Annotated in this window: 19 protein-coding genes and 1 pseudogene; 2 read left to right on the top strand and 18 right to left on the bottom strand. The window is 48.1% G+C overall.

Annotated features, from left to right (window positions below):
• The first annotated feature begins 5 nt into the window (after positions 1-5).
• The gene (gene glpD / locus AACS80_RS17740; RefSeq protein ID WP_135410762.1) at positions 6-1,511 is read left to right on the top strand and encodes a glycerol-3-phosphate dehydrogenase; all 1,506 of its coding nucleotides are present in this window, start codon (positions 6-8) and stop codon (positions 1,509-1,511) included.
• A 57-nt stretch (positions 1,512-1,568) separates the two neighbouring features.
• Here the strand turns inward: glpD and AACS80_RS17735 are convergent, their stop codons facing one another.
• The 16 genes and pseudogenes from AACS80_RS17735 to asd form a co-directional block, all read right to left on the bottom strand.
• A complete protein-coding gene (locus AACS80_RS17735; protein ID WP_138183899.1) occupies positions 1,569-2,168 on the bottom strand; it encodes a hypothetical protein in 600 nt (199 codons plus the stop codon).
• Between the two features lie 2 nt (positions 2,169-2,170).
• Positions 2,171-2,517, bottom strand: a pseudogene (locus AACS80_RS17730) (hypothetical protein).
• Positions 2,518-2,621: 104 nt separating this feature from the next.
• A complete protein-coding gene (locus AACS80_RS17725) occupies positions 2,622-3,599 on the bottom strand; it encodes a PstS family phosphate ABC transporter substrate-binding protein (protein WP_138183898.1) in 978 nt (325 codons plus the stop codon).
• A gap of 130 nt (positions 3,600-3,729) precedes the next feature.
• On the bottom strand, positions 3,730-4,860 hold the full coding sequence (locus AACS80_RS17720; RefSeq protein WP_138183906.1) for a fimbrial protein: 1,131 nt from the start codon (positions 4,858-4,860) through the stop codon (positions 3,730-3,732).
• Positions 4,861-4,873: 13 nt separating this feature from the next.
• Positions 4,874-5,650 carry a fimbrial biogenesis chaperone gene (locus tag AACS80_RS17715; RefSeq protein WP_135410761.1) on the bottom strand — a complete coding sequence of 259 codons (777 nt, stop codon included), beginning with the start codon at positions 5,648-5,650 and terminating at the stop codon, positions 4,874-4,876.
• Positions 5,616-6,140, bottom strand: coding sequence for a fimbrial protein (locus AACS80_RS17710; RefSeq protein WP_138183897.1), 525 nt, complete (start codon positions 6,138-6,140; stop codon positions 5,616-5,618). The genes AACS80_RS17715 and AACS80_RS17710 overlap by 35 nt, the downstream gene beginning before the upstream one ends.
• Before the next feature lie 7 nt (positions 6,141-6,147).
• Complete coding sequence (locus AACS80_RS17705) at positions 6,148-6,663, bottom strand: fimbrial protein (RefSeq protein WP_445236448.1); 516 nt, start codon at positions 6,661-6,663, stop codon at positions 6,148-6,150.
• Between the two features lie 47 nt (positions 6,664-6,710).
• Positions 6,711-9,302, bottom strand: a complete 2,592-nt coding sequence (locus AACS80_RS17700) for a fimbrial biogenesis usher protein (protein WP_167852430.1) — start codon at positions 9,300-9,302, stop codon at positions 6,711-6,713.
• A 41-nt stretch (positions 9,303-9,343) separates the two neighbouring features.
• The gene (locus AACS80_RS17695) at positions 9,344-10,096 is read right to left on the bottom strand and encodes a fimbria/pilus periplasmic chaperone (RefSeq protein ID WP_130209031.1); all 753 of its coding nucleotides are present in this window, start codon (positions 10,094-10,096) and stop codon (positions 9,344-9,346) included.
• Positions 10,097-10,216: 120 nt separating this feature from the next.
• Entirely contained in the window at positions 10,217-10,921 is a 705-nt protein-coding gene (locus tag AACS80_RS17690) for a fimbrial protein (RefSeq protein WP_130209033.1), read from the bottom strand.
• 482 nt (positions 10,922-11,403) lie between these two features.
• Positions 11,404-13,851, bottom strand: a complete 2,448-nt coding sequence (gene glgP / locus AACS80_RS17685) for a glycogen phosphorylase (protein ID WP_130209035.1) — start codon at positions 13,849-13,851, stop codon at positions 11,404-11,406.
• A gap of 18 nt (positions 13,852-13,869) precedes the next feature.
• Positions 13,870-15,303: a glycogen synthase GlgA gene (gene glgA, locus AACS80_RS17680; RefSeq protein WP_130209037.1), complete on the bottom strand. Its 1,434-nt coding sequence runs from the start codon at positions 15,301-15,303 to the stop codon at positions 13,870-13,872.
• Positions 15,303-16,598, bottom strand: coding sequence for a glucose-1-phosphate adenylyltransferase (glgC, locus tag AACS80_RS17675; protein ID WP_130217714.1), 1,296 nt, complete (start codon positions 16,596-16,598; stop codon positions 15,303-15,305). Before glgC ends, glgA begins: the two co-directional genes overlap by 1 nt.
• A 17-nt stretch (positions 16,599-16,615) precedes the next feature.
• Positions 16,616-18,589, bottom strand: coding sequence for a glycogen debranching protein GlgX (gene glgX, locus AACS80_RS17670; RefSeq protein ID WP_130209041.1), 1,974 nt, complete (start codon positions 18,587-18,589; stop codon positions 16,616-16,618).
• A complete protein-coding gene (gene glgB, locus AACS80_RS17665) occupies positions 18,586-20,772 on the bottom strand; it encodes a 1,4-alpha-glucan branching enzyme (protein WP_130209043.1) in 2,187 nt (728 codons plus the stop codon). Before glgB ends, glgX begins: the two co-directional genes overlap by 4 nt.
• Positions 20,773-21,043: 271 nt before the next feature.
• Entirely contained in the window at positions 21,044-22,147 is a 1,104-nt protein-coding gene (asd, locus tag AACS80_RS17655; RefSeq protein WP_064527660.1) for an aspartate-semialdehyde dehydrogenase, read from the bottom strand.
• 191 nt (positions 22,148-22,338) lie between these two features.
• Here asd and yhgN point away from each other — a divergent pair, with 191 nt between their 5' ends.
• Positions 22,339-22,932 carry an NAAT family transporter YhgN gene (yhgN, locus tag AACS80_RS17650; RefSeq protein WP_130217718.1) on the top strand — a complete coding sequence of 198 codons (594 nt, stop codon included), beginning with the start codon at positions 22,339-22,341 and terminating at the stop codon, positions 22,930-22,932.
• Between the two features lie 45 nt (positions 22,933-22,977).
• On the opposite strand, the gene AACS80_RS17645 is transcribed toward yhgN, so the two are convergent.
• Positions 22,978-24,273, bottom strand: coding sequence for a DNA-processing protein DprA (locus AACS80_RS17645; protein ID WP_138183896.1), 1,296 nt, complete (start codon positions 24,271-24,273; stop codon positions 22,978-22,980).
• Positions 24,180-26,276 carry a RecQ family ATP-dependent DNA helicase gene (locus tag AACS80_RS17640; RefSeq protein WP_138183895.1) on the bottom strand — a complete coding sequence of 699 codons (2,097 nt, stop codon included), beginning with the start codon at positions 26,274-26,276 and terminating at the stop codon, positions 24,180-24,182. Before AACS80_RS17640 ends, AACS80_RS17645 begins: the two co-directional genes overlap by 94 nt.
• Positions 26,277-26,291 lie beyond the last annotated feature (15 nt).

Below are 26,291 nucleotides of genomic sequence, written 5' to 3'. Positions count from 1 at the left end.
GCAGCATGGAAACCAAAGATCTGATTGTGATAGGTGGCGGCATCAATGGTGCTGGTATCGCGGCAGACGCCGCTGGACGCGGTTTATCCGTGTTGATGCTGGAAGCCCAGGATCTCGCTTGCGCGACCTCCTCCGCCAGTTCAAAACTCATTCACGGTGGCCTGCGCTACCTTGAGCACTATGAATTCCGACTGGTCAGCGAGGCGCTGGCCGAACGTGAAGTGCTACTGAAAATGGCGCCGCATATCGCCTTCCCGATGCGTTTTCGCCTGCCGCATCGTCCGCATCTGCGCCCGGCGTGGATGATTCGGATTGGTCTGTTTATGTACGATCATCTGGGTAAACGCACCAGCCTGCCGGGATCAACCAGTTTGCGTTTTGGCGCAAATTCAGTGTTAAAACCGGAAATTAAGCGCGGATTCGAATATTCCGACTGTTGGGTAGACGACGCCCGTCTGGTACTCGCCAACGCCCAGATGGTGGTGCGTAAAGGCGGTGAAGTGCTTACTCGTACTCGTGCCACTTCTGCTCGCCGCGAAAACGGCCTGTGGATTGTGGAAGCGGAAGATATCGATACTGGCAAAAAATATACATGGCAGGCGCGCGGCCTGGTTAACGCCACTGGCCCGTGGGTGAAACAGTTCTTCGACGACGGCATGCATTTGCCCTCGCCTTATGGCATTCGCCTGATCAAAGGCAGCCATATTGTGGTGCCGCGCGTGCATACCCAAAAACAAGCCTACATTCTGCAAAACGAAGATAAACGTATTGTCTTTGTGATCCCGTGGATGGACGAGTTTTCCATCATCGGCACTACCGATGTAGAGTACAAAGGCGATCCAAAAGCAGTGAAGATTGAAGAGAGTGAAATCAATTACCTGCTGAAAGTGTATAACACGCACTTTAAAAAGCAGTTAAGCCGGGATGATATCGTCTGGACCTACTCCGGCGTGCGCCCACTGTGTGATGATGAGTCCGACTCGCCGCAGGCTATTACCCGTGATTACACCCTTGATATTCATGATGAAAACGGCAAAGCACCGCTGCTGTCGGTATTTGGCGGTAAGCTGACCACCTACCGCAAACTGGCGGAACACGCGCTGGAAAAACTAACGCCGTATTATCAGGGCATTGGCCCGGCATGGACGAAAGAGAGCGTGCTGCCGGGTGGTGCCATTGAAGGCGACCGCGATGACTACGCCGCCCGCTTGCGCCGCCGCTATCCATTCATTACGGAATCGCTGGCACGTCATTACGCGCGCACTTACGGCAGCAACAGCGAGCTGCTGCTCGGCAATGCGGGGGCGATAAGCGACCTCGGGGAGGATTTCGGTCATGAGTTCTACGAAGCGGAACTGAAATACCTGGTGGATCACGAATGGGTCCGTCGCGCCGACGATGCCCTGTGGCGTCGCACAAAACAAGGCATGTGGCTGAATGCGGAACAACAGTCTCGTGTAAGTCAGTGGCTGGTGGAGTATACGCAGCAGAAGTTGTCGCTGGCGTCGTGATTTAACGTAAAGTGGTCAGGTCAGATTTCAATCTGACCTACTTTTTGATTCAGGGAATTACCGCAAAGCCCACGCCATCATACCCAACGTAACAAAACTAAGGCACGTTCCCCACTCGCTCCACATCCGCCCCTGGCTTCTATTTTTGCTACGCCACTGGCAGTAATATCCCAACGCAAAACCAAGCTGGGCGCTTGTCGGACCGATAAAGCCAGTCCACGGTTGGGGCCAAAATGGCGAAAAATTCAGTGGGGGCCAGACAACTGTCAGAAAGAAACTGCGCATATTTTCCAGCAACGCAATTTGCGCTGGCGCGACATAAAAAATGATATTCCACAGGAGCAACCAGAAATAAACTGGTGCGAATACCAGCCAACAATGGAGTCTGCTTTTCAATTCAGATTGAGTTCTGCGAGCAAATTGCCAACCGACGCAGCACATTACACAGAAGAAAAGCGCATATTCGACCGATAACCAAAGTTGTAATTCCAGAAATGAAATACGCCTGATCATGAGCGGGATAGAGAACAGTATCTCCCCCAGAAAACTCAGCGTTATAACAGAAGCAGCCAGCGCAACTACCGTCGGCCATATCAACAACGGTACAATAATAAAGCCGAGAATTAGCGGGGGAATATAAAGTCTGATTTTATTCATCTTTATTGTCCTGATGATTTGGATGATGCGTCATACATCGCGCATAAACACTCATCAACCATCCAGTCATCTTCCCAGACCTGATATCGTGTGCCCTGTTCAGGCTGTTTAAGCGGGTTTTCAATCGCTTGCCGCGTGCGTTCTTTCAGGATGGATTGCTTGTTGTCAGCCCAGGTATTGATTTGGGCGGTAATAGCTTTATCGTCATCATCCTGCTCAAAGCTGCTATTTGTTCCTGCTGACTCAGGCAATATTCACAACAAACCACACATTGCTTCGGCACCGGATAACGGCGAAAGGTGTAATATATCTGCTCAATTAATGCCTGCATGGCGGGGCTGGGTTGCATAATTATCCTCTCGCCCGCTGGTCGCGTGTAAACGGTTGATAAACAAAACGAGCATTCGCCGCGTTCAGGCGAATAATAGTAGTATCCATATTATTTCTCCTGCTTTAAGGTTGCGTTTTATACAGCGGCACATATCCCACATCCTCTACCAATTGCTGCCCCTGCGGGCTTAAAAACCAGTCGACGAATTTCTGCGTCTCCGGCGTGGGGTTTTCACGCGTCACCATATAAGCATCAATTATGTACGGATAAGTGCCGTTACGGATATTTTCCTCTGTAGGCGCAACACCGTTTATAGCCAGCAGTTTGATCTGTTTGCGCATTTTGAGCATATTGTCATTCATACGTGTGACGTAATAGTGGAAGGTGTATCCAATGGAAGATGGTGTGTTTTGATAGTCGGCGACTTCGGTAATTAAACCGCCCATAAGATCAATAACAGTGGATTTTTTGGCTGGCAGCATTGGAGTGTCTTGCATAACCAGTCCCTTCATAACCGTTTGGCTTCCTGAATCTTCTGGCCGCTGCCAGACTTTTATGCGGTCGTCACCACCGCCTACTTTATTCCAGCGACTCACTTTACCGCTAAAAATGTCTTTGACCTGCTGTTCGCTAAGCGAATTAACCGGTTTTTTGATATCAACGATAAAGACAAAGGCTTCGCGGGCAAACGCGGTATATTTCAGCTTAACTCCCGCTTCTTCTGCACGTTTTTTCTGTCCTTCAGACGGTTGAGCGACAAAAATAACTGTCGCAGTACCTTTAATCAGACTATCGTAGGCTTCCGCTGTTCGGGTTTGCTGTAAACCATACGCCTGCCAGGCCAGCGAAGTTTGATCCGCATCTTTCGGCTCCGGTACTAATTCATAATATGCAGAAGCATACAGCGGGTATAAAGCTGTTGCACCGTACACTCTCGGCCATCTTGACCAATCATCGCTGTAACGTAATTCAGGTTCTCCCCGCAGAGACGTCAGGCCATGGCTCTCTTCTTCCCTGACGCTGTTATAGTACCCTTCCCGGTCGGCGCATCCCGCCAGTAATACTGCACCTAACAGTAAAACGCCTGTGAATTTATTCATCGCGTTGATTCCTTTGCATCGAATTTTATTTCATTGTTGGATACATCGGCACATATCCCGCATCTTCCACCAGGCTCTGCCCTACCGATGGCTAAAAGCGGGCTAATCCGTTTCTGCACTGACTCACATATCACTGATATTCCACCCGTAAAACAGCCAGGGCGTTATAACGCCCCGCGGCAGGTAGTCGCCCTGTGGTACTGACGGGGAGAGACAGAAAAGTCACGTCTGCCGTCTGAGCGGATGCTGCCCGGTTTTCTATTAACTTAAATGGTACTCCAACATGAGTAGCAAGAGCGTTCAAATCTACGGACTCCTGTTGGCTATCCATAATCATAATGCCAACGTCTGGGTTATCCTCCGCCTGAAGAATACTTTGCCGACCGTTAACATCTCTCGTTGATGAAATATTTCCATCAAAAACCAGCGTCATTACGGCATCAATATCTTTGTTCGTGCAATTGATCGGAATAGTGGTTGCAACTGGAGAAATACCTGTTGGCTTCACTCCAGCGCCAGCCCGACTTAACTCACTAGCCCAGACATCAGGCATATTAACGGTAAAACTGGTGCCCTCATTAATTGTGCAGCCTTGTGGAACCTCAATATTTAAGTTGCCAATATAAGCATTAAATACAGGAACGGGGCCATGTTCAGTTGGGAACTGGCTAACGTACAAAGAAACTAGTAGCACACTATTTATTGAGACATCGGATATTATTTTTTTATCAAGTCTGATTTTTATATAACCTTCTGTTCCAGAGGACCAATTATCTGGTTTACTTCTGTCCGCTGGATAATTGGTGCTATAGTTCTCAAAAGGTACCGTCTTATCTGTCATTGTGCCGTTTTTATTATAAAGTTTAATATGTGTCGAAACAGATATCTCATGTGTCAATGGTATAAATATATCGCTCCCCTGATGATCACCAGCCGCTCCCGACGGATCAATACCAGACACACCAGAAAAATAAATTTCATAATCATCCAGAGAATTACAATAAGCCTTATAACGCCCTATTTTCCAGTTCTGCGCTGGTAACACTGTTCCGGGAGAATTATTATTAACATCTGAGACAGTCACCGTACCAAAGTTATAAGAAAATGTCGCAGGAGTAGTATTATTACCTGGTGCACCAGGATAACAAAAAGCGCGATCCCGTCCCATATCTTCAGCATATACGATGTTATAGCAGCTACTGACTAAAAGAACAAACAATATACAAATTGCTTTTATATTTCCCCAAAAATAAGTAAGCATCATGCTTCTCCGGTTATCCATGTATCGCTACTGCACCCACAGCATTATTTTGTAAAACATTTAATTTTACGCTCCAAACAGGTAAAGCATTATTGTAAAGATCCAACGTTTGCCAGTTAATCTCACAATTTCCTTGCCGCTGACACCAATTCTGTTGACGATGGCTAAATGGTGCGACCATGCCACCATTTATGCTTTTACCATCAATAGATAAATTATAGAGTGTCACATACCAGGGCGTAGGGTTAAAAATGGTGACAGCTTCATTGTGTCGCGACCAGCGTAACTGTTGATAAGCGTTAAGTGGATTACCTGATAACGCCTCCGGGCGATAAAATATTTTCATCCGGTTGCGTACAGCTACCTGGAGTTGATTTTCGTGCTTAAGCTGTGAGTCTTGTTCCTGAGCAGGTAACGCAGCAACATTCAGTATAAATAAACTCTCACGATCTGTAGGTAACTGACCACCTACGCGATTAATTCTTATTTTGGTATTTTTATCTTGTTTAAGTACCAATAATGGTGGCGTAGCAATAAATGCCTTATCTGGAAGTAAAGGCTGAGATTCTACTGTCCCATTTAACTGACGTCCATCATCAGGTGTCACGGAAATTTTAACCAGCATATCTTTACTGGCAGTATTTTTAAGCTCGACCGAAATTGATGACTGCTTTTCTGGGTAAACAAAACGGGTACCGCCAACGACAACCCCTGCTTGCGCATTTACGCAACATATTAAAAAGCATATCAGCACATTAATCATAAGTGACGATAAAGGAAACTGATGCATTCGCATCTCCTGGTTGTACATCATTTTTTATCGCTTTATAAGCAGCAAAGAAAAGCAATGTATTATCTACCAATGGCGTAAGGGCATAACTGGTACTTTTTATACCATTATTAATACTTTGTTTGTTGTTATCATAAATAGCCAGTGCTAACCCCTCAACAGATCCCTCTTCCAGTTTATACAGAGTGGTATCTTCACTCACAGATGCTCCATCAAATTTGATATTGGCATTACTGACATCACTGCCACATCGGGTTAATTTTATAGAGAAATCAATTTTTTCAGTGATATCCCCTGAATTTTTAACCCTATAACTGGGAACATCAGGCATGTTAACCGTGAAATTTTTAGACTCATCGGCAACAATACAAGTCTTTGCCGTTATTATTCCTTCTATATGTACAATACCTGCATGCGTAGTATCATCAGCAATGGATGGTATTGATATCACAGAGAATAACAGAGCAATTAAATTCCAATAGCGCGTCATATTATCCTCACTGATAGTCTATATCAAAGTACAACAGTGCATTCGCCTGCCCCGCATGTACGTTTTGCTGAGTTGACTTATAGCGGAGTTTAAAGGCCAAACTGGCATCACCATTATTATCTAAAACTAATTCCCGGAAGCCTGACTCACCATTAATTGCTATAATTTTATCATTGCTATCTAAAATTTCGACGCCCACTCCAGTTGCACTATCTGCACTGGAAGTAAGGCGTAATAAGGTGGTATTGATAGCATCTGTATCCCCGCTAAACCGCACATTAGCACTAACTCCTGAACTATAAACAGTGCTGGTTGTCGTTGGACACCCTTCCAGATTTATTGTAAATGTACGGCTACCAGAAACATCTCCCACATTTAAAAAATCATTGACGTCATAAGTTCCCATGTTTACTGGCTGGTCTTTACTTCCAGCTGTAATATCACACGTTTTTGCTAATAACTGGCCTGTAAATGTGACCACTACGGTATCGTTAGCCAGTGCATTATATGAAACCACCATCATGGATAATGAAGTGAAAATTAATAGAATAAATTGCTGTAATATATTCATCAGCGGCACTCCAGATTTGCATAGCTAATAGCATTATCTAGCTCACTTTCCGGTAATTGATAGCTTGCCTGACATTGCTGATAAGAACTTTCTCCCCACTGTATATTTATTATGCCTTGCAAAGGCAAACCGGAGAGATAAACCTGCCCACTGTCACCCACTATTCCTGTAATCTGAGTGGTTCCCTCAGTGGGTACACTGGCCGTCGCACCAAATGGAACTGGTTTATTACGATAGCTCAAATTAAATAAAGCACGAATACCGACATGGGCATTAAACTCAGCGCGAACTAAAGCGCCTTTACTGGGTATCACTTCCATGCTAGTGGCATCTAATTCTGTATGCATGTTCATAGACATAGGGTCTAAAGAGATATTATTACGCCGATATTCCGTGGCATAAGGTACGACAGCATAGCCACGCCAGTCTGTTTTAACCCCCGTTCCGCGCTCCACATTTACATTGTTTGCCCCTGGTGCTTTTATCAGTATATTTGTTTCACCTAACGGCTGACTTAGCGTTAAACCATTTTCGTGAACAACCATGGCACCACTTAAACCATAGTTAAATTGCTGGTTACCATTATTATCGTAGCTGTATCCGGAATTTAGTGAACCATAAGTACCACGGTAATTTAAACCTACCGAGCCATTTCCGGTATTATTCTGATTGGCAAAATTTTGTTGAATATTATAGTTGAGATTATGTTGTTCCAGCAGTGAGCCAGATACTCCAGCATACTGATTCACATGACCGCTATTATCCTGACTGTAACCATAGGTCGCTGTCATAGAATTTGTCGCAGTGCGCCCATCGACTGCTGGTGATAACCAATTGCTGATCGGCAATGATATATTGACGGATAAGATTCTGTCCGCATCTGAACCTGGTGATTTGCTGTAATTATAAGCAATGTTTAAATAAACCCCATGCACACTCGTATTATAGCCAGCCTGGTATAAGGTATCTTTATTATTCGTATTCCAGTAAGTTTGTTGACTCGCTGCCAAATACATAGAGCCATATTCGCCCAATGGTTGCGATATATTTGCCTGAAATTTTCCTTTTTTGTTATAACGTAAATTATAAAAATCATTCCAGTTATAAACATAGTCTTGTTCATTAATGGTATCAGGATCGATAACCGTACCTGACATTTGTTTGTATGTGGTATCACTCAACGAATAAAATCCCTCCGTCGAGTAGCGATAACCAATAATCTGAAAAGCTGTACCTGTTTGCACTAACGATTTTGAGTATAGAAAACGGTACGATTGCCCTTGATGTTTACTGCCATCAGCAAGTGTGCTATTGGCTTGCGTCAAATCAAATGAGGTCGCACCAAACATACCAAGGTTGAACCCAAGCCCGAGTGCTATTGCCCGATAATTATCAGAGTATTGTATCCCTCCATAGGCGGTAATATCCCAGGGTAACCCCCAAATCACATCGCCTTGAAAGATATTCGGATTGTTTTGATTATAGCTATTACTACGATATTTACCGGCCGTCGCAGAATATTTTATATGTCCTTCGCGTTGAAGGATGGGCACAGCGGCGTAAGGAATAGTATAGACAGTTTCGGAATTATCAGACTCTTTGATCGTAACTTCCAAATCCCCTGCGGAAGACGTAGGGTTCAGGTCGTTGATTTCAAAAGGTCCGGGAGGAGTATATGTCTGATAAATAACATAACCGTTTTGTTTAATCGTTACCTGAGCATTACTTTTAGCAATGCCGCGCACAGTAGGAGCAAAGCCACTTTGGCTATCCGGCAGCATGTTTTCGTCGGACTCAAGTTTAGCACCGCGAATACTCACGCTGTCGAAAACATCTGATGAAGACCAGGTATCACCCAGTGTTAATTCACTTTTGAACGGAATAATTACCCGTTGTAACGTACTACTCACATGTGCAATTTTACCCGGAGAATTACCTGAACGACTCCATGTAGAATAATCACGAAAACGCCACGCCCCTAAATTTAAACCTGAACGAAGATTTAAATAATAACTATCAGACGCATAGTCTCCACGATCGCTGTTACCAGAAAAGTCATAATTAATAAGAACAGCCGGGATACCATTATCCCATTCCTCAGGTGGGATATAACCACGTGCTTCATGCTTTAATATTGCCTGCGGGAAGGTCAGTTTGAGTCGTTGCGCATCCAGTTCAGGAGTATATTGAACTTCAGCAAACCATATACGTAAATCGAGACAATGATTTCCCTCTGCTTGCGCCTGCTCCGGCAATGCACTTTTGTTAATTCCTAAAGTAACTAACTCATCGAGCGAAAAACAGGGAATCAACTGATTCTGCTCATCAGCTTTGAAAGTAACCTTACGTGATGTCAAAGGCGAATCATTGACCCATATTTCAACCTCATAGCTACCTGGCAGATACGTCATCCCTTTCTCAAAACGAGATAAATCAGCAACAGCTTCTGTATCACCCGACAAAAAGGCAGGATTAAAGCGCATACCCGCCACTGAACACGTAGGCAAAAGTGTCAGGAGAAGCGGTATACACAGCCTCATCTGCTTTTTCCTTGCCATCCAGTGTTCGAGTTTTCTGAGCTTTAGGTTCATATCCCTGACCTGAGTTGCTTTAACGTTTTAATCTTCCAGGTTTATTGCATCGTTCCCTTTTGCCTGGCCGTTGTGGCACCGTAATCATTGATAGTTTGATAAGTAATTTCGCCCGCTAACGTCACCGGAGAAGAAACTGTGATGTCACTTTTCGGGGGAACAAACGCATTGGGTAATTTTGCCCCTTGCATCCTGATTCCTGTCACCGTCAGGTAATAGGGAGAAGGATTAATGATTCTCAGCTGTTTACCTTCGTATTTAAATCGCAGCATATCCCGTGCTTTACCAGCCTGAATGGGTAAATTAGTCGGACGGTAAAATAATTTAATTCTGTTTTGTAACGCCAGTTGTAACGTGTTTTTCTGAGTATTCTTCTCATCCGTCGGCGGAATCGCTTTCACATTCATCCAGAATAATGTCTCTCGATCAGTCGGTAACTGCGATTTGCCAATAAACATTATCCTCAATGAGGCTTCTTTTCTGGTTGGCAACATAAATAAAGGAGGCGTAACCACAAAATCCTGACTTTTTTTACTGCTTTGATTGTCATCAATCCATGACTGGATTAAATAGCTGGTGTTAGCCCCACCATTCTGTACACTTAGCGTAATTTGCTGACTGTCCGATGGATAAACCAGACGCGTAGAACCAAGACCGAAACCACCCGCAGCCATAGCGTTGACAGATATGGCGGACAGCAAAAATAGAGCCGCTGCCCTTATGGCATATTGAGTCTTCAGCAAAGAATTTATATTTCTATTGGCTAAACATTTATTTTTTGAAATCCATCTCATACTGCATCCTTGTAGATGAAATTAATTGTAATTGCTGATACGTGTCTATTTATTATAAATAAACACGTAATATTAATTTCAGGCTACAATTAACTGTAACCTGAAATTATCTTGCTGTAATTATTCGTACAGCACAACGAAACTTGCCGTAGCTTTCACCAGACCTGGTGCAACGGTACTACCGTTCTGCGCATAGCCCGCAGTAAATGCCGCAGTATAATCATGTTTGGCTGCATCGCCAGGAATCACGTAAGCTGCCGAAGAACTACTCCCCTGAGGAGTTTGTGTATTCAGTTTAATCAGACCATCAGCTGTCGTGTTTTTAGAATAAATACGAATCCCTACACCTGTTGCACCTGCTTCGCCAGTACTATCAGCATCAGCGGCCCCTTCAACTTCATTGGCAAGCGTCTGGTTGGCACTGTCTGCTACGCCAGTAAAACGAAATTCAATGTTTTGACTGTCTGTATTGCTGCAGTCGGTCAGTTTAATGTTGAAGTCAGTCTGGTTACTGGCACCCGTTGCTTCGGTATCAATGCCCGTGAAAGCGTTAGAAGGTACGACTGGCAGTACCACTTCAATCTGTTTCGATTCTGTAGCAACCTTACACGTCGCTTTAACCACACGACCAGTAAAGCGGATGTTTCCGCCCATCGCATCGGTGTTGCTATCCATATCGGTGAGTTTTGGATAATCAACGGTGCTCCAGTCTGTATCCGCACCACCAAATTGTGATGCATCGCCTGGCGCAGCAGTTACCGCAGTTGACATCAGCATACCTGATGCGAGTAAAACTACGGATAAATTAGATAGATTGAATTTCATTTATACCTTTCCTTTTGTTAAAAAATCCAAGCAATATTGGCGATTATTTTTACATTCAGCTTTAACAAATCACATTATTTAAATGAATAAAGCTGGTGTGGTTAATCCCAGAAAAATTAAGAGATAGAATGGCTGGAAAATATTATATGAGCTGCTTGGTAATGTAACTAAAAGAATCCATGCTCGCAATAATTGACTTTATATAAAAATACAGTCATTTGAAAACAAAGGAGTTTATTTTAGAAAGAAGATCTGAGGAGTGAAGGAATATATAAATACGACAAATAATTTATTATTTATTTATAATGTTCGTTATATGGAATATACCCTAATGAGATGCCTTATTAATAAATAATAAATATTAATTATATATTGATAGCATATGTAAATTTTCATGACATTTTGTTTATCTGATATAAAAATGCCGTGTGCCCATTAACGGTAGCTTTATGGGAACACACGGCAGTTATCACTTTACGAACTTACAATCTCACTGGATCAATATGCCAGATATGATCGGCGTACTCTTTGATCGTACGGTCTGAAGAGAAGTAGCCCATATTGGCGATGTTCAGCATCGCTTTGGCAGTCCACTCTTCCTGACGCTCGTAGAGTTCGTCGACTTTATCCTGACAATCGACATAGCTGCGATAATCCGCCAGCACCTGATAGTGGTCGCCAAAGTTGATCAGCGAATCAACCAGATCGCGGTAACGGCCTGGGTCTTCAGGGCTGAACACGCCGCTGCCGATTTGCGTCAGCACCTGATGCAGCTCTTCATCTTTCTCGTAGTATTCACGCGGTTTGTAACCCTGACGACGCAGTTCTTCCACCTCTTCCGCAGTGTTACCAAAGATAAAGATATTGTCATCACCGACATGATCCAGCATCTCGACGTTCGCGCCGTCCAGCGTACCGATAGTCAGCGCACCGTTAAGAGCAAACTTCATGTTACTGGTGCCGGAGGCTTCCGTCCCCGCCAGTGAAATCTGTTCAGACAGATCGGCCGCCGGAATGATCAACTGCGCCAGACTAACGCTGTAGTTCGGAATAAACACCACTTTCAGCTTGTCGCCAATCTGCGGATCGTTGTTGATCACTTTAGCAACATCGTTGATCAAATGGATAATGTGCTTCGCCATGTAATAAGCCGAAGCGGCTTTGCCGCCAAAAATATTCACACGCGGCACCCAATTAGCATCCGGATCGGCCTTGATACGGTTATAACGAGTGATAACGTGCAACACATTCATCAATTGACGTTTGTATTCGTGAATACGTTTGATCTGCACATCAAACAGCGCCTTCGGATTCACCACCACATTCAACTGCTGGGCGATGTACTCGGCCAGACGTTTTTTGTTATCCAGCTTCGCCTGATGCACCGCATGGTTGACCATCGGGAAATCACAGTGCTGTTGCAGCTCGCTCAGCTGGCTAAGGTCGGTGCGCCAGTTACGGCCCAGGTGTTCGTCCAGCACGGCTGAAAGCGATGGGTTTGCTACCGCCAGCCAGCGACGCGGCGTCACACCGTTGGTAACGTTGGTGAAACGACCCGGGAAGATTTTCGCAAAATCAGCAAACAGTGACTGCACCATCAGGTTAGAGTGCAACTCCGAAACACCGTTGACTTTATGACTCACGACAACCGCCAGCCAGGCCATCCGCACACGACGCCCGTTGGATTCATCAATGATTGACGCCCGTCCCAGCAGGTCAGTGTCGTTCGGATACTGCTCTTGCAAGGTTTTCAGGAAATAGTCATTAATTTCAAAGATTATCTGCAAGTGACGCGGCAGAATTTTACCCAGCATATCTACCGGCCAGGTTTCCAGCGCCTCGCTCATCAGCGTGTGGTTGGTGTAAGAGAAGACCTCGCAACACACTTCAAAAGCGTCATCCCAGCTGAATTTATGCTCATCAATCAGCAGACGCATCAATTCAGGAATCGACAGCACCGGATGGGTGTCATTGAGATGAATCGCGATTTTATCTGCCAGATTATCGTAGGTTTTATGCAGCTGATAATGGCGGCTTAAAATGTCCTGAATGGTCGAGGAAACCAGGAAGTATTCCTGACGCAGACGCAGTTCACGCCCGGAATAAGTGGAGTCGTCCGGGTACAGTACGCGAGATACGTTCTCGGAGTGGTTTTTGTCTTCCACCGCCGCGAAGTAGTCACCCTGATTGAATTTACCCAGGTTAATTTCGCTACTGGCTTGTGCGCTCCATAAACGCAGGGTATTAGTTGCGTCAGTGTCATAGCCGGGGATTATCTGGTCATAAGCAACGGCCAGAATTTCTTCAGTTTCAATCCAGCGAGTTTTCTTGCCTTCTTGCTGAATACGTCCGCCAAAACGCACTTTGTAGCGCGTGTTGTGTCGTTTAAATTCCCACGGGTTGCCGTATTCCAGCCAGTAGTCCGGTGACTCTTTCTGACTGCCGTTAACGATGTTCTGCTTGAACATACCGTAGTCGTAACGAATACCGTAGCCGCGACCTGGTAACCCTAAAGTAGCCAGAGAATCCAGGAAGCAGGCCGCCAGACGCCCCAGACCACCGTTACCGAGGCCAGGGTCATTTTCCTCATCAATCAACTCTTCGAGATTTAACCCCATCGACTCCAGCGCTCCCTGGACATCGTCATAAATACCTAACGACAGCATGGCGTTGGAGAGAGTACGACCGATCAAAAACTCCATCGACAGATAGTAAACCTGACGAGTTTCTTGCGACAGCTGGGCACGATTCGAGCGTAACCAGCGCTCCACGAGACGATCGCGCACAGCAAATAACGTTGCGTTCAGCCATTCATGTTTATTGGCAACGACAGGATCCTTGCCAATCGTAAACATCAGCTTATAAGCGATAGAGTGCTTAAGAGCTTCTACGCTAAGCGTGGGCGATGAATATGTAAACGGAGCATTCATATAGGCGTTTCCTGAAAACTATTTCAAGCGATAGTAAAGCTCACGGTACGACTTCGCCGCGACCTGCCAGCTAAAATCCATTGCCATAGCCTGACGTTGCACAAACCGCCACAATGAAGGGCGGGACCACAGAACAAAAGCGCGTCGAATAGCCCGTAACAACGACCAGGCATTACTATCTTCAAAGACAAACCCACTGGCGACGCCATCTGCAAGGTTCTCAAGAGAACAGTCAGAAACCGTATCAGCAAGCCCACCGGTACGCCGCACTAACGGCAGCGTGCCGTACTTCAATCCATAAAGTTGCGTTAAGCCGCACGGTTCAAAACGACTGGGCACCAGAATGACGTCCGCGCCGCCCATAATGCGATGCGAAAATGCTTCGTGATAACCAATCTGTACACCAACCTGACCGGGGTGTTCCGCTGCTGCAGCAAGGAAACCTTCCTGCAATACCGGATCGCCCGCGCCGAGCAGCGCCAGTTGTCCGCCCTGTTCCAGAAGGCCCGGTAAGGCCTCTAACACCAGATCCAGGCCTTTCTGGCTGGTCAGACGGCTCACCACTGCAAAAAGCGGCACTTTATCGTCAACCTTAAGCCCCATTGCGATTTGCAACTGGCGCTTATTCTCCGCTTTATCCTCCAATGAATCGCGGGTGTAACGCGAGGCTAAAAGTAAGTCCGTCTCTGGACTCCAGATTTTCTCGTCCACGCCGTTCAGTACGCCGGAAAGTCGCCCTTCACGATGACGCTGCTGAAGTAAACCTTCCATACCGTAGGCAAACTGTGGTTCAGTAATCTCGCGAGCGTAGGTCGGACTAACCGCTGTAATATGGTCAGCGTAATACAGTCCGGCTTTCAGGAAAGAGATTTGCCCGTTGAACTCCAGCCCGTGAACATTAAAGAATGACCATGGCAATTGGATGTCATTCATGTGATGTGCATAAAACATGCCTTGATAGGCCAGATTGTGCACAGTAAACACCGACTTCGCCGGACGCCCGCGTGCCGCCAGATACGCAGGCGCAAGGCCTGCATGCCAGTCGTGCGCGTGTACTACATCAGGGCGCCAGAATGGGTCCAGCCCACTGGCCATTTCTGCCCCGACCCACCCCAACAGCGCAAAACGCAACACGTTGTCAGTGTAGGCAAATAAGTTGGTATCGTGATACGGGCTTCCGGGACGATTGTAGAGATGCGGCGCGTCAATCAGGTAAATACCAACCCCGTTGTAATGTCCGAACAGCAGCGTGATATGCCCGGCAAAGGTATCACGACGAGATACCACCTGCGCATCGGTCACGCCACGGCGAATATCGGGAAATGCAGGCAACAGTACGCGAGCGTCAACGCCGTCTGCGATTTGTGCTGCGGGTAATGCCCCAATAACATCAGCCAGACCGCCGGTTTTAAGCAGCGGGAACATCTCTGAACATACATGTAAAACCTGCATTATCGCTCCTGTTTATACCCTAACTTCCGTAGCATTTCGCGCGTAACCAGCACGATGCCTTCTTCTGAACGATAGAAACGACGTGCATCTTCCTCTGCATCCTCACCAATCACCATGCCTTCCGGAATGACACACGCGCGGTCAATGACACAGCGGCGCAGACGGCACGAGCGACCTACCCATACTTCCGGTAACAATACGGCGGAATCAATGTTGCAGAATGAATTAACACGAACGCGCGAGAACAGAACGGACTGCACCACCACTGAACCAGAGATTACACAACCGCCGGAAACCAGTGAGTTAAGGGTCATCCCATGGCTACCGGAGCGATCCTGAACGAATTTCGCTGGTGGCAATGATTCATTGTAGGTGCGAATTGGCCAGTTGCGATCGTACATATCCAGTTCCGGCACCACAGAGGCCAGATCAAGGTTCGCTTTCCAGTAAGCTTCCAGCGTTCCCACATCGCGCCAGTACGGCTCGGCGTCTGGGTCAGACTGTACGCAAGAGAGAGGGAATGGATGCGCATAAGCCAGGCCTGCTTCGGTAATTTTTGGAATCAAATCTTTACCAAAGTCGTGGCTGGAATTTTCATCGCGATCGTCTTCTTCCAGCAATTCATATAGATAGTCGGCGTCAAAGACGTAGATACCCATACTCGCCAGAGATTTGCTCGGATCGTTTGGCATTGATGGCGGGTTAGCCGGTTTTTCAACAAATTCGATAATTTTATCGTTTTCATCGACTGCCATAACGCCAAATGCAGAGGCTTCTTCAATCGGTACTGGCATACAAGCAACAGTACAACGCGCACCTTTTTCGACGTGGTCGATAAGCATTCGCGAGTAGTCTTGCTTGTAGATGTGGTCACCAGCCAGGATCACCACATACTCCGCTTTATAGCGGCGGATGATATCGAGGTTTTGAGTGACCGCGTCTGCGGTACCGCGATACCAGTTTTCCCCTTTCATTCTCTGCTGCGCGGGCAGCAGGTCGACAAACTCGTTCATTTCTTCATTGAAGAACGACCAGCCGCGCTGAATATGCTGCACCAGGGTGTGAGACTGGTACTGGGTGATCACGCCCATACGACGGATCCCAGAGTTGATACAGTTGGACAGCGCAAAGTCGATAATGCGGAACTTACCGCCGAAGTGTACGGCAGGCTTTGCTCTCTTATTGGTTAAATCCTTCAGGCGGGTACCACGTCCTCCCGCCAGTATCAGGGCAACAGATTTCAATGGCAGCTGGCGCGCCAACATTAAGTGATCGTTCTTCTCTAAACTAACCATGACTAACTCCTTTTTTATCATCTCTGGAACACACACAATCCGTGTGCAGGTCCCGGCCAGACAGCCGTAATCACTGGGTTATCCTCTCCAGCGAATGGGGGAATGGCGTGCCACTCCCCAGCAGGTAAAACAATCTCTGTTACCTCAAGCGTGGCGTTTATTGCGATCAAAAAACGATCCGAAAGCAAAATTTGCAGCTGCTTTGGCCCGTTTTGCCACTCATCCGAGCTTAAAGGTTGAGCATATCGATTCAGCCAACGGACATTGCCATCGCCTTCTTCCCACCAGCGATCCTCTACCAAAGCAGGAATGCGCTTGCGCAAATGGATTAACGCGGCGGTAAACCCCGTTAACCCACTGTTTGCCTGCGACCAGTCCAACCACGTTAGTTGGTTATCCTGACAGTAGGCATTGTTATTGCCATGCTGGCTGTGACCATGTTCATCACCTGCCAGTAACATCGGCGTACCCTGGGAGAGCAACAACGTCGTTAACAGGGCGTGAATGCTGTCGCGCCGCCGTTCAATCAAATCAAGAGTACCGCCTAACCCTTCTTTACCATGATTGTTACTGTAATTGTTGTTGGTCCCGTCGCGATTTTCCTCTCCATTTGCTTCATTGTGTTTATGGTTGAAACAAACGCAGTCGCGAAGCGTAAAACCGTCATGCGCAGTAACGAGATTAATCGCAGCGCTCGGCAGACGGCCATTACGTTTAAAAACATCGCTGGAGGCGGCAAAACGCCCGGCAAACTCACCCAGCGACAAGTTATAGTGCAGCCAGAAACGGCGTGCGGCGTCGCGGAAATGATCATTCCACTCGGCAAACAGCGGTGGGAAATTGCCCACCTGATAACCACCTGGCGCGATATCCCACGGTTCGGCAATCAACTTCACTTGCGAAAGCACTGGGCAATTCTGGATAGCCGTAAACAGCGGCGCATCCTGACGAAACTCCGGTGTTCGCCCCATGACTGCTGCGAGATCGAAGCGGAAACCATCAACGTGGCAGGTTTCCACCCAGTAGCGTAGACAGGCGCTGGCGTACTCCACTACCGCCGGATGGCTCAGATTGAGCGTATTACCACAGCCGGTCCAGTTGTGATAATCGCCGTCTTCTCTTATCCAATAATAGCTACGGTTGTCGATCCCGCGCAGTGAGAATACCGGGCCGTCCAGGTCCAGTTCCGCACTGTGGTTGAGTACGATGTCGAGAATAACTTCAATACCCGCCTTGTGCAGGGCTTTCACTGCGTCGCGGAATTCGTCCAACGCCGTTTCGGGCGAGCTGGCATATGCCGGATGCAACGCAAACAGCGCCACCGGATTGTAGCCCCAGTAGTTACTTAGCCCCATGCGTTGCAGGCGCGGTTCACTGGCAAACTGCGCCACTGGCAACAGTTCCAGTGCGGTAATACCCAACCGTTTTAAATAGTTGATCATCACCGGATGGCCGAGCGCTTTATAGGTGCCGCGGATCTCAACCGGGATCTCCGGATGCAGATAGGTTAATCCTTTGACATGGGCTTCATAAATGATGGTGCTGCCCCACGGCGTGCGCGGCGGGGCATCATCCTCCCAGTCATAGTGATCGACCACCACCACGCATTTCGGCGCAATGGCGGCGTTGTCACGATAATCAGGTTCATTATGGCCTGCATGCAGCAGCGGGTTATCTTTAAACTCACCCTCAATTTGCCGCGCGCAAGGATCAATCAACAACTTCGCAGGGTTAAAGCGATGCCCCACGGCAGGTTGCCAGGGGCCATGTACGCGATACCCATAGTGCAAACCCGGGCGCGCATCCGGCAAGTAACCGTGCCAGACATCGCCGCTGCGTCCTGGCAAGTCATACCGGTGTTCTATGCCCTGAGCGTCAAACACACATAGCTCTACCCGCTCAGCATGAGCGGAAAAGAGCGTGAAGTTGACGCCCTGGCCATCATAGTGCGCGCCAAGGGGAGCAGGTTTGCCAATGGCGAGTTGTGTCATTCTCCCTCCCGCACCAGCCAGATAGTGGCCAGCGGTGGTAGAGTAAGGCTCAATGAATGCTGACGACCGTGGCTGGCGATCTCATCGCTATGTACCGCGCCGCCATTGCCAGCATTGCTGCCGTGATAGTGCATGGAATCGGTGTTGAGAATCTCACGCCACTTACCTGGCTGATTAATGCCAAAGCGATAATCATGGCGCGGCACCGGCGTAAAGTTGCTGGCAACGATAATTTCGTTACCCTCTTTATCGCGACGCACAAAGATCAGCACCGAGCGCTCATGGTCATCCACCACCAGCCATTCAAAGCCGTAGGCGTCGAAATCCAGCTCGTGCAGAGCTTTGTGGTGACGATAAGTATGGTTCAGATCGCGTACCAGTCGCTGGACACCGTGATGCCAGTTGTCGCCACCTTCCAGCAGATGCCAGTCGAGGCTGGCATCGTGGTTCCACTCACGCCCTTGGGCAAATTCGTTACCCATGAACAACAGTTTCTTGCCCGGGAACGCCCACATCCAGGCATAGTAGGCTCGCAGATTGGCAAACTTCTGCCATGCATCGCCTGGCATCCTGTCGAGAATCGATTTTTTGCCGTGCACCACTTCGTCGTGCGACAGCGGCAGGACGAAGTTTTCAGTGTAGTTGTAGAGCATCCCGAAGGTGAGTTTATTGTGGTGGTATTGACGATAAACCGGGTCGAGCTTCATGTAATCCAGAGTGTCGTGCATCCAGCCGAGGTTCCACTTGTACCAGAAGCCCAGACCACCAATATCCTGCGGGCGGGAAACGTTCGGGAAGTCGGTAGACTCCTCCGCCATCGTTACTGCACCAGGAACTTGTTCACCGATAATACGGTTGGTATTGCGAAGGAATTCAATCGCTTCCAGATTCTCGCGTCCACCATACTCGTTCGGGATCCACTCGCCTTCTTTACGGCTGTAATCACGATAAATCATCGAAGCAACCGCATCGACGCGCAGCGCATCGATACCAAAACGCTCGATCCAGTACAGCGCATTACCAACAAGGAAATTGCTGACTTCACGGCGGCCATAGTTGTAAATCAGGGTGTTCCAGTCCTGATGGTAGCCTTCACGCGGATCGCTGTGTTCATACAGATTTGTGCCGTCAAATTCGGCAAGTGCAAAGTCATCTGTCGGGAAGTGACCCGGCACCCAGTCGAGAATCACGTTCAAACCTGCTGCGTGGGCGGCATCAATGAAATAGCGGAAATCATCGCGAGTGCCAAAACGGCGAGTTGGCGCATACAAACCTGTCGGCTGATAGCCCCAACTGCCATCGAATGGATGCTCGTTAATTGGCAGCAGTTCGAGGTGGGTAAAGCCCATCCATTTCGCGTAAGGCACCAACTGATCGGCTAGTTCGCGATAGCTTAACCAGAAGTTGTTGTCGGCGTGACGACGCCATGACCCCAGGTGAACTTCATAGATAGAAATTGGCGCATCAAACTGATTCGCTTTTTTGCGCTCTTCGGTCTGCACGACCTTTTCAGGCAGTCCGCAAATAAGGGAAGCGGTTTCCGGGCGCATCTGCGCTTCGAAGGCATAAGGATCAGACTTCAAACGCAGATTGCCATTGGCATCAATCATTTCGTATTTATAGAGCTGACCGTTATGCGCGCCAGGGATAAACAGTTCCCAAATGCCGCTCTCTTTACGCAGGCGCATCGGGTGACGACGACCATCCCAGTAGTTGAATTGCCCAACAACCGAGACACGGCGGGCATTTGGCGCCCAGACAGAAAAACGCGTGCCGGTAACGCCATCCATAGTATCTGCGTGCGCACCTAAGGTTTCATATGGGCGCAGGTGGGTACCTTCAGATAACAACCAGGCGTCCATTTCCTGGATTAAAGGGCCAAAACGGTAAGGATCATCAATCAGATTCTGCTGGCCATGCCAGACAACCGCCAACTGATAGCGGAAAAAATTTTTACGCCGAGGAACGACGCCGCTGAAGAATCCACGAGAGTCGAGACACTCCAGTTTAGCGACTTTGCGTCCAGTTTTTGGTTCAATTACCCACACATCGGTGGCGTCAGGTAAAAGGGCACGGACTTCCAGTCCCGCTGTGGTTTTATGCATTCCAAGTACGGAAAAAGGATCCGCAAAATGACCTGCAATTAGCGCGTTAATCACGTCTCTATCGATACGATCGGACATGCTTGTCTTCCTGTTTTATTGTGTCACCCCATCCAACTAATTTTTGACATCTGGTTGTGACATTTTTTTGACCTGAACGGCGCAGCACTCTGTGCATCCTCTCTACGCCGTCCTCACTTCAGGTAAGGCATTGAATACGTATGTATCCCGCCACCCTTAAAGAATAGCCAATGCTCTACTTAACTCCCGGTAAATCATGAAACATCTGCGCTTACTCCTGTACTACGCACTAAAAGGGGCAGCATTACGCCCCAAATTTAATGAATAAACATTACGCCAGTTGACGAAGCATCCGGCGTAGCGGCTCCGCGGCCCCCCACAGCAGCTGGTCGCCCACGGTAAAGGCTGACAGGAACTCAGGTCCCATATTCAGCTTACGCAAACGGCCTACCGGCGTGGTCAGCGTACCGGTGACGGCAGCTGGGGTTAGCTCACGCATAGTGATTTCGCGATCGTTTGGAACCACTTTTGCCCACGGGTTATGGGCCGCCAACAGTTCTTCCACGGTCGGAATAGACACATCTTTTTTCAATTTGATGGTGAATGCCTGGCTGTGGCAGCGCAACGCCCCGACACGCACACACAAACCATCTACCGGAATAACGGAAGATGTGTTGAGAATCTTGTTGGTTTCTGCCTGCCCTTTCCATTCTTCGCGGCTCTGACCGTTATCAAGCTGTTTGTCGATCCACGGAATCAGGCTACCCGCCAGCGGCACGCCAAAGTTATCCACTGACAACTCGCCGCTGCGGGTTAAAGTCGTGACTTTGCGTTCAATATCGAGAATAGCAGAGGACGGTGTCGCGAGTTCATCCGCCACATGGCCATACAGTTGGCCCATCTGGGTTAACAACTCACGCATATGTCGCGCACCACCGCCGGAAGCCGCCTGGTAGGTTGCAACGGAAACCCAATCTACAAGATCATTGGCGAATAAACCGCCCAACGACATCAACATCAGGCTTACGGTACAGTTACCGCCAACAAAAGTCCTGATGCCTTTATTTAATCCATCAGTAATGACGTCCTGATTGACTGGGTCAAGAATGATGATGGCGTCATCTTTCATGCGCAGAGACGATGCTGCGTCAATCCAGTAACCTTGCCATCCGCTCTCACGGAGCTTTGGATAGATTTCGTTGGTATAATCGCCGCCCTGACAGGTTACGATGATATCGAGAGCCTTCAGCGCCTCCAGATCAAAGGCATCCTGAAGTGTGCCAGAAGCACCGCCAAAGGAAGGCGCAGCCTGACCAGACTGTGAAGTCGAAAAGAAGACAGGGCGAATGGCGTCGAAGTCGCGCTCTTCAACCATGCGTTGCATGAGAACGGAGCCGACCATACCGCGCCAGCCGATAAAACCAACATTTTTCATAAGCGTTTTTTCCTGCAAAGATGTGTGCTGTATATATGTGCCGGTGTCCTCATGGCACATCTTTCACCATACAAAAAGCAGCCAAAGTCGCAAGTGAAATTAATCAATGATAGCGAAGCCATCAGTAATGCGACTTATCCTGCTTTCGTAGCACGCAGAAAGTCCACGGCAATTATCAGGGAACTTGAGTTATGAATGAAATCATTTCTGCAGCAGTTTTATTGATCTTGATTATGGATCCGCTCGGAAACCTACCTATTTTTATGTCCGTACTGAAACATACAGAACCGAAAAGACGTCGGGCAATCATGGTGCGAGAGTTGCTTATTGCTCTCATGGTGATGCTGGTGTTCCTGTTTGCGGGTGAGAAAATTCTGGCATTTCTTAGCCTGCGGGCAGAAACCGTCTCCATTTCTGGCGGCATCATTCTCTTTCTGATCGCCATTAAGATGATTTTCCCCAGTGCTTCAGGTAATAGCAGTGGGCTTCCGGCAGGTGAAGAGCCGTTTATTGTGCCGCTGGCAATCCCATTAGTAGCAGGGCCGACTATCCTCGCCACATTAATGTTGCTGTCTCACCAGTACCCGAATCAGATGGGGCATCTGGTGATTGCGCTGCTGCTGGCCTGGGGCGGCACCTTTGTTATCCTGCTACAGTCATCGCTATTTTTACGTCTGCTGGGCGAGAAAGGAGTGAATGCGCTGGAACGCCTGATGGGATTGATTCTGGTGATGATGGCAACCCAGATGTTCCTCGACGGCATTCGGATGTGGATGAAGGGTTAAGGTTCAAATAGGTGCTGCACACAACCAGACGCGGCACCTGTTTTATTACCTGAACTGATAATGACCTTCGCCCAATCGAATAACCCTTCCCTCTTCTTCTGCGCGGTTCAGCCACACACTAATTTGTTCGATGGTTAAACCAGTACAAGACGCCAGCCTTTCAATACTTATCGATTCCTTTGCAAGGATCGCCAGTTCCGCCACAAAGAGTTGATAAAAATCGACAGGCGTATGCGCGGACATTACTGCGTAATTTGCGTCATCTTCATGCAGCGAAAACAGTTCTGGTTGAGCGTTACGGAGTGCTCTGTCATACATCAGCCCAGGAACGTCTGGCAGTCTGATCGGCACATTCTCAGCCTGTTCAGCACTCCATGACGCCCCATTTTCTACTAATCGTGAATTGGCTGATTGCATATCCTGATTTGGTTTAACCAGGACAGGCAGCCACTGATGTTTTAATGCCTCCATCGCCCCGGTTATCGTTCCACCGGTCATTCCCGCACGTACAACCATTGCGCTTTCAGCAAGGCAATAAATATATTTATTCCGCGCCATCGCATTGCCGACAGTGAAACGTACCTCTGGGTAAAACGGCGAAATCAACACCAGGTTGCCTGCTATAAGCCCTTCACGCCATTTCACTAACGTGCTCGTTTTTAACAAGCTATCAGCTAATACGCCAACGGCAGTTCCCCCGGCCTCTAGTGCCGACGCCATTGCACATTCATCAATACCTCGCGCACCACCAGAGATAACGCAAATCCCCTGTTGGGCCAGTTTCGCTGCCAGTTGTTGGGTATAGCGCAAATCGTCAGTCGGAGCGTCTCGCGAGCCAACAATCGCCATACCTTCCGCTTGCAGTAATGCTTTATTCCCGCAGCCAAATAAAACGGGAGGTGCATCCGTTCGCAATCGGTTTTTCAAGCGAACGGGATAATCGGCATCTCCTCGGGTTAAGATCCATAAACCGGCGCGTTGCCACTTATCTACCGCCAACGCCAGACTATGACCACGCGCCAGCAAGCCAAGAATACGCTCCTGAGAAATACGCGGATCGTTCCAGCCTGTAAGTTTCTCTTGCGGTTGCGGCACCAGAAGATCGGCGGGACTGATACGTTGGTGCTTCAGCCATAATGCAAACTTCCCCCATTCACTATTACTAAGAGGTTTATACTCACTCGCCGCCGCGCGAGAAAAATCGCTGGTTAGCAGGAGAGTTGCTTGTGCATTGGCTGAAAGATTCATCAATTTTTTACCGAGGTAGAAGCAAGGGCAAGAGGATAAACCGTCGGGCAACCTGCCTGGCGTAACAGTGCTGTCAGAACTGTCAGCGTCCATGCAGAATCCACGATATCGTCAACCAGCAACGCCGGACCTGGCATCAAAGGAGGGGTAATGACAAACGCCCCGTCGAGATTTTGACACTGGTGGAAACGGTTTTGCTGCATTTTCTGCGGTGGATTGTCCACGACTTTTTCAATGGCATCAATAAAAGGTAAGCCAAGTTTCGCCGCCAGTCGCCGGGCAAAATCAGGAACCAGGTCGAGGTGCCTTAATGAAGGAACGCAGCATACCCAGGTTGGTTCAGGATGCGGATTCCAGCGTTGGCGAACCATTTCCGCACATGCCTCCACCAGCTCATCACTGAAGCGCCCCGTTTTTTTCTCCTGTGCTACCTGCTTTCCCCACCCGGAATCGCCCCAACGAGAAAGGACTCGCCCCGTAGATCCTTGTAAACCCGCAGGCAAGTTCCCTTTAAATCCGTATTGCGTAAAAGCCCCAGCTGCCACCTGTTTATTGAGATTTAATGGCAGGTCAGCGTGTTTAATAAATAAATTTGCCGCATGGAGTAAGCCGCTATCAATGTCGGGCGACAACAACGGATGCTGAAGACAACTGCTACATTTACCACAACGTTCGGCACTTGGCTCATCGAGTGCGCGGCGCAGAAATTGCATTTTGCACTCCTTGGTCGTGATATAGCTTTCAACGTCTTCCAGCTCACTTTTTCTCTGATTAATCAAATGGTTAATTCGTTCATGGTCAGGAGAAAAACTGACAATTGTTCTGCGCCATAATTTCTCGGTATACACCACAGGCGATGGATTTTCAGCTACCAGTAACTTCAGTGCTTTTTCTATTTGCCCATAACGAAGATTCGTCCGTTGTTCAATGCCTCGTAGGGTAAGGCCGTCATTCTCGCTAAGTACGTTGAGTATTTCATGAATTTGCGCCTCCGCAGGAAAGGCGCTTTCACGGAAGAATTTATGAATAGCGCGGTCTTCACTGCCACAAAGCAGTATGCCAACAGCAGAATCGATACCGCGACCGGCACGCCCCACCTGTTGGTAGTAACCAACTATCGAACCTGGCATCTGGTAATGAATAACAAACCCCAAATCCGGTTTGTCAAAGCCCATTCCCAGCGCCGTCGTCGCGACCAGAACTTTAATTTTATTTGCCAGCAGTGCCTGCTCCAGATATTCCCTGGCAGTATTAGAATCTTCCGCGCCTTCACAAGTCACGCCACTGTAGTAAGCAAATGCACTGATACCATTTTTCCTTAACCACTCGGCGACAAGTTCGGCATCGCGAGTAGTCAGGGTATAAACAATTCCCGATTTGGAAAACTGAGGGATAACCGTTGCTAACCATGCCAGACGGGATGACTGTTCACCTAAGACTAAGGCATCAAGCGCCAAACTTTCGCGAGCCAGCGTTCCACGCTGAATCACAATGTCACCCAATTGCTGACGGATATCCTCAACGACACGGTTATTCGCTGTCGCGGTTGTACCCAGAACAGGGGTATTCGCAGGCAGTTGGCGCAAAATATCTAATATACGTCGGTAATCCGGGCGAAAATCGTGGCCCCAATCAGAGATGCAGTGCGCCTCGTCGACCACAAGCAAGCCAATACGATCGGCTATAGGATATAAAACCGTTTCGATAAAGTCCTGGTTTGCCAAACGTTCCGGGGAAACCAGCAAGCAATCGACCTCACCTTGCAGCAACTTATCGCTAATGCGCTGCCATTCTTCTCTGTTTGTAGAATTCAACGTTTCAGCCGTAATACCTAACCGTTCAGCGGCGGCAACTTGGTTACGCATCAGGGCAAGCAAAGGAGAGATGATAATTGTCGGGCCAACGCCGCGATCGCGGAAGATTTTACTGGCGATGAAGTACACGGCACTTTTCCCCCAGCCAGTGCGTTGGACAACCAGCAGTTTTCGCCGTTGGTTCACCACCGCGTCTATGGCTTCCCATTGCCCTTCCCTGAAAGTAGCGGTGGTATTTCCTAACATCCGCTTTAAAAGCAATTCAGCCCCGTGCTTTTCCATCTTTATCTCCTGCGA

Source organism: Escherichia sp. E4385 (genome assembly GCF_963883145.1).
Lineage (GTDB): Bacteria > Pseudomonadota > Gammaproteobacteria > Enterobacterales > Enterobacteriaceae > Escherichia.
Note: the sequence above shows the minus strand (reverse complement) of the source record. Positions and strands in the feature narration are given on the sequence as shown.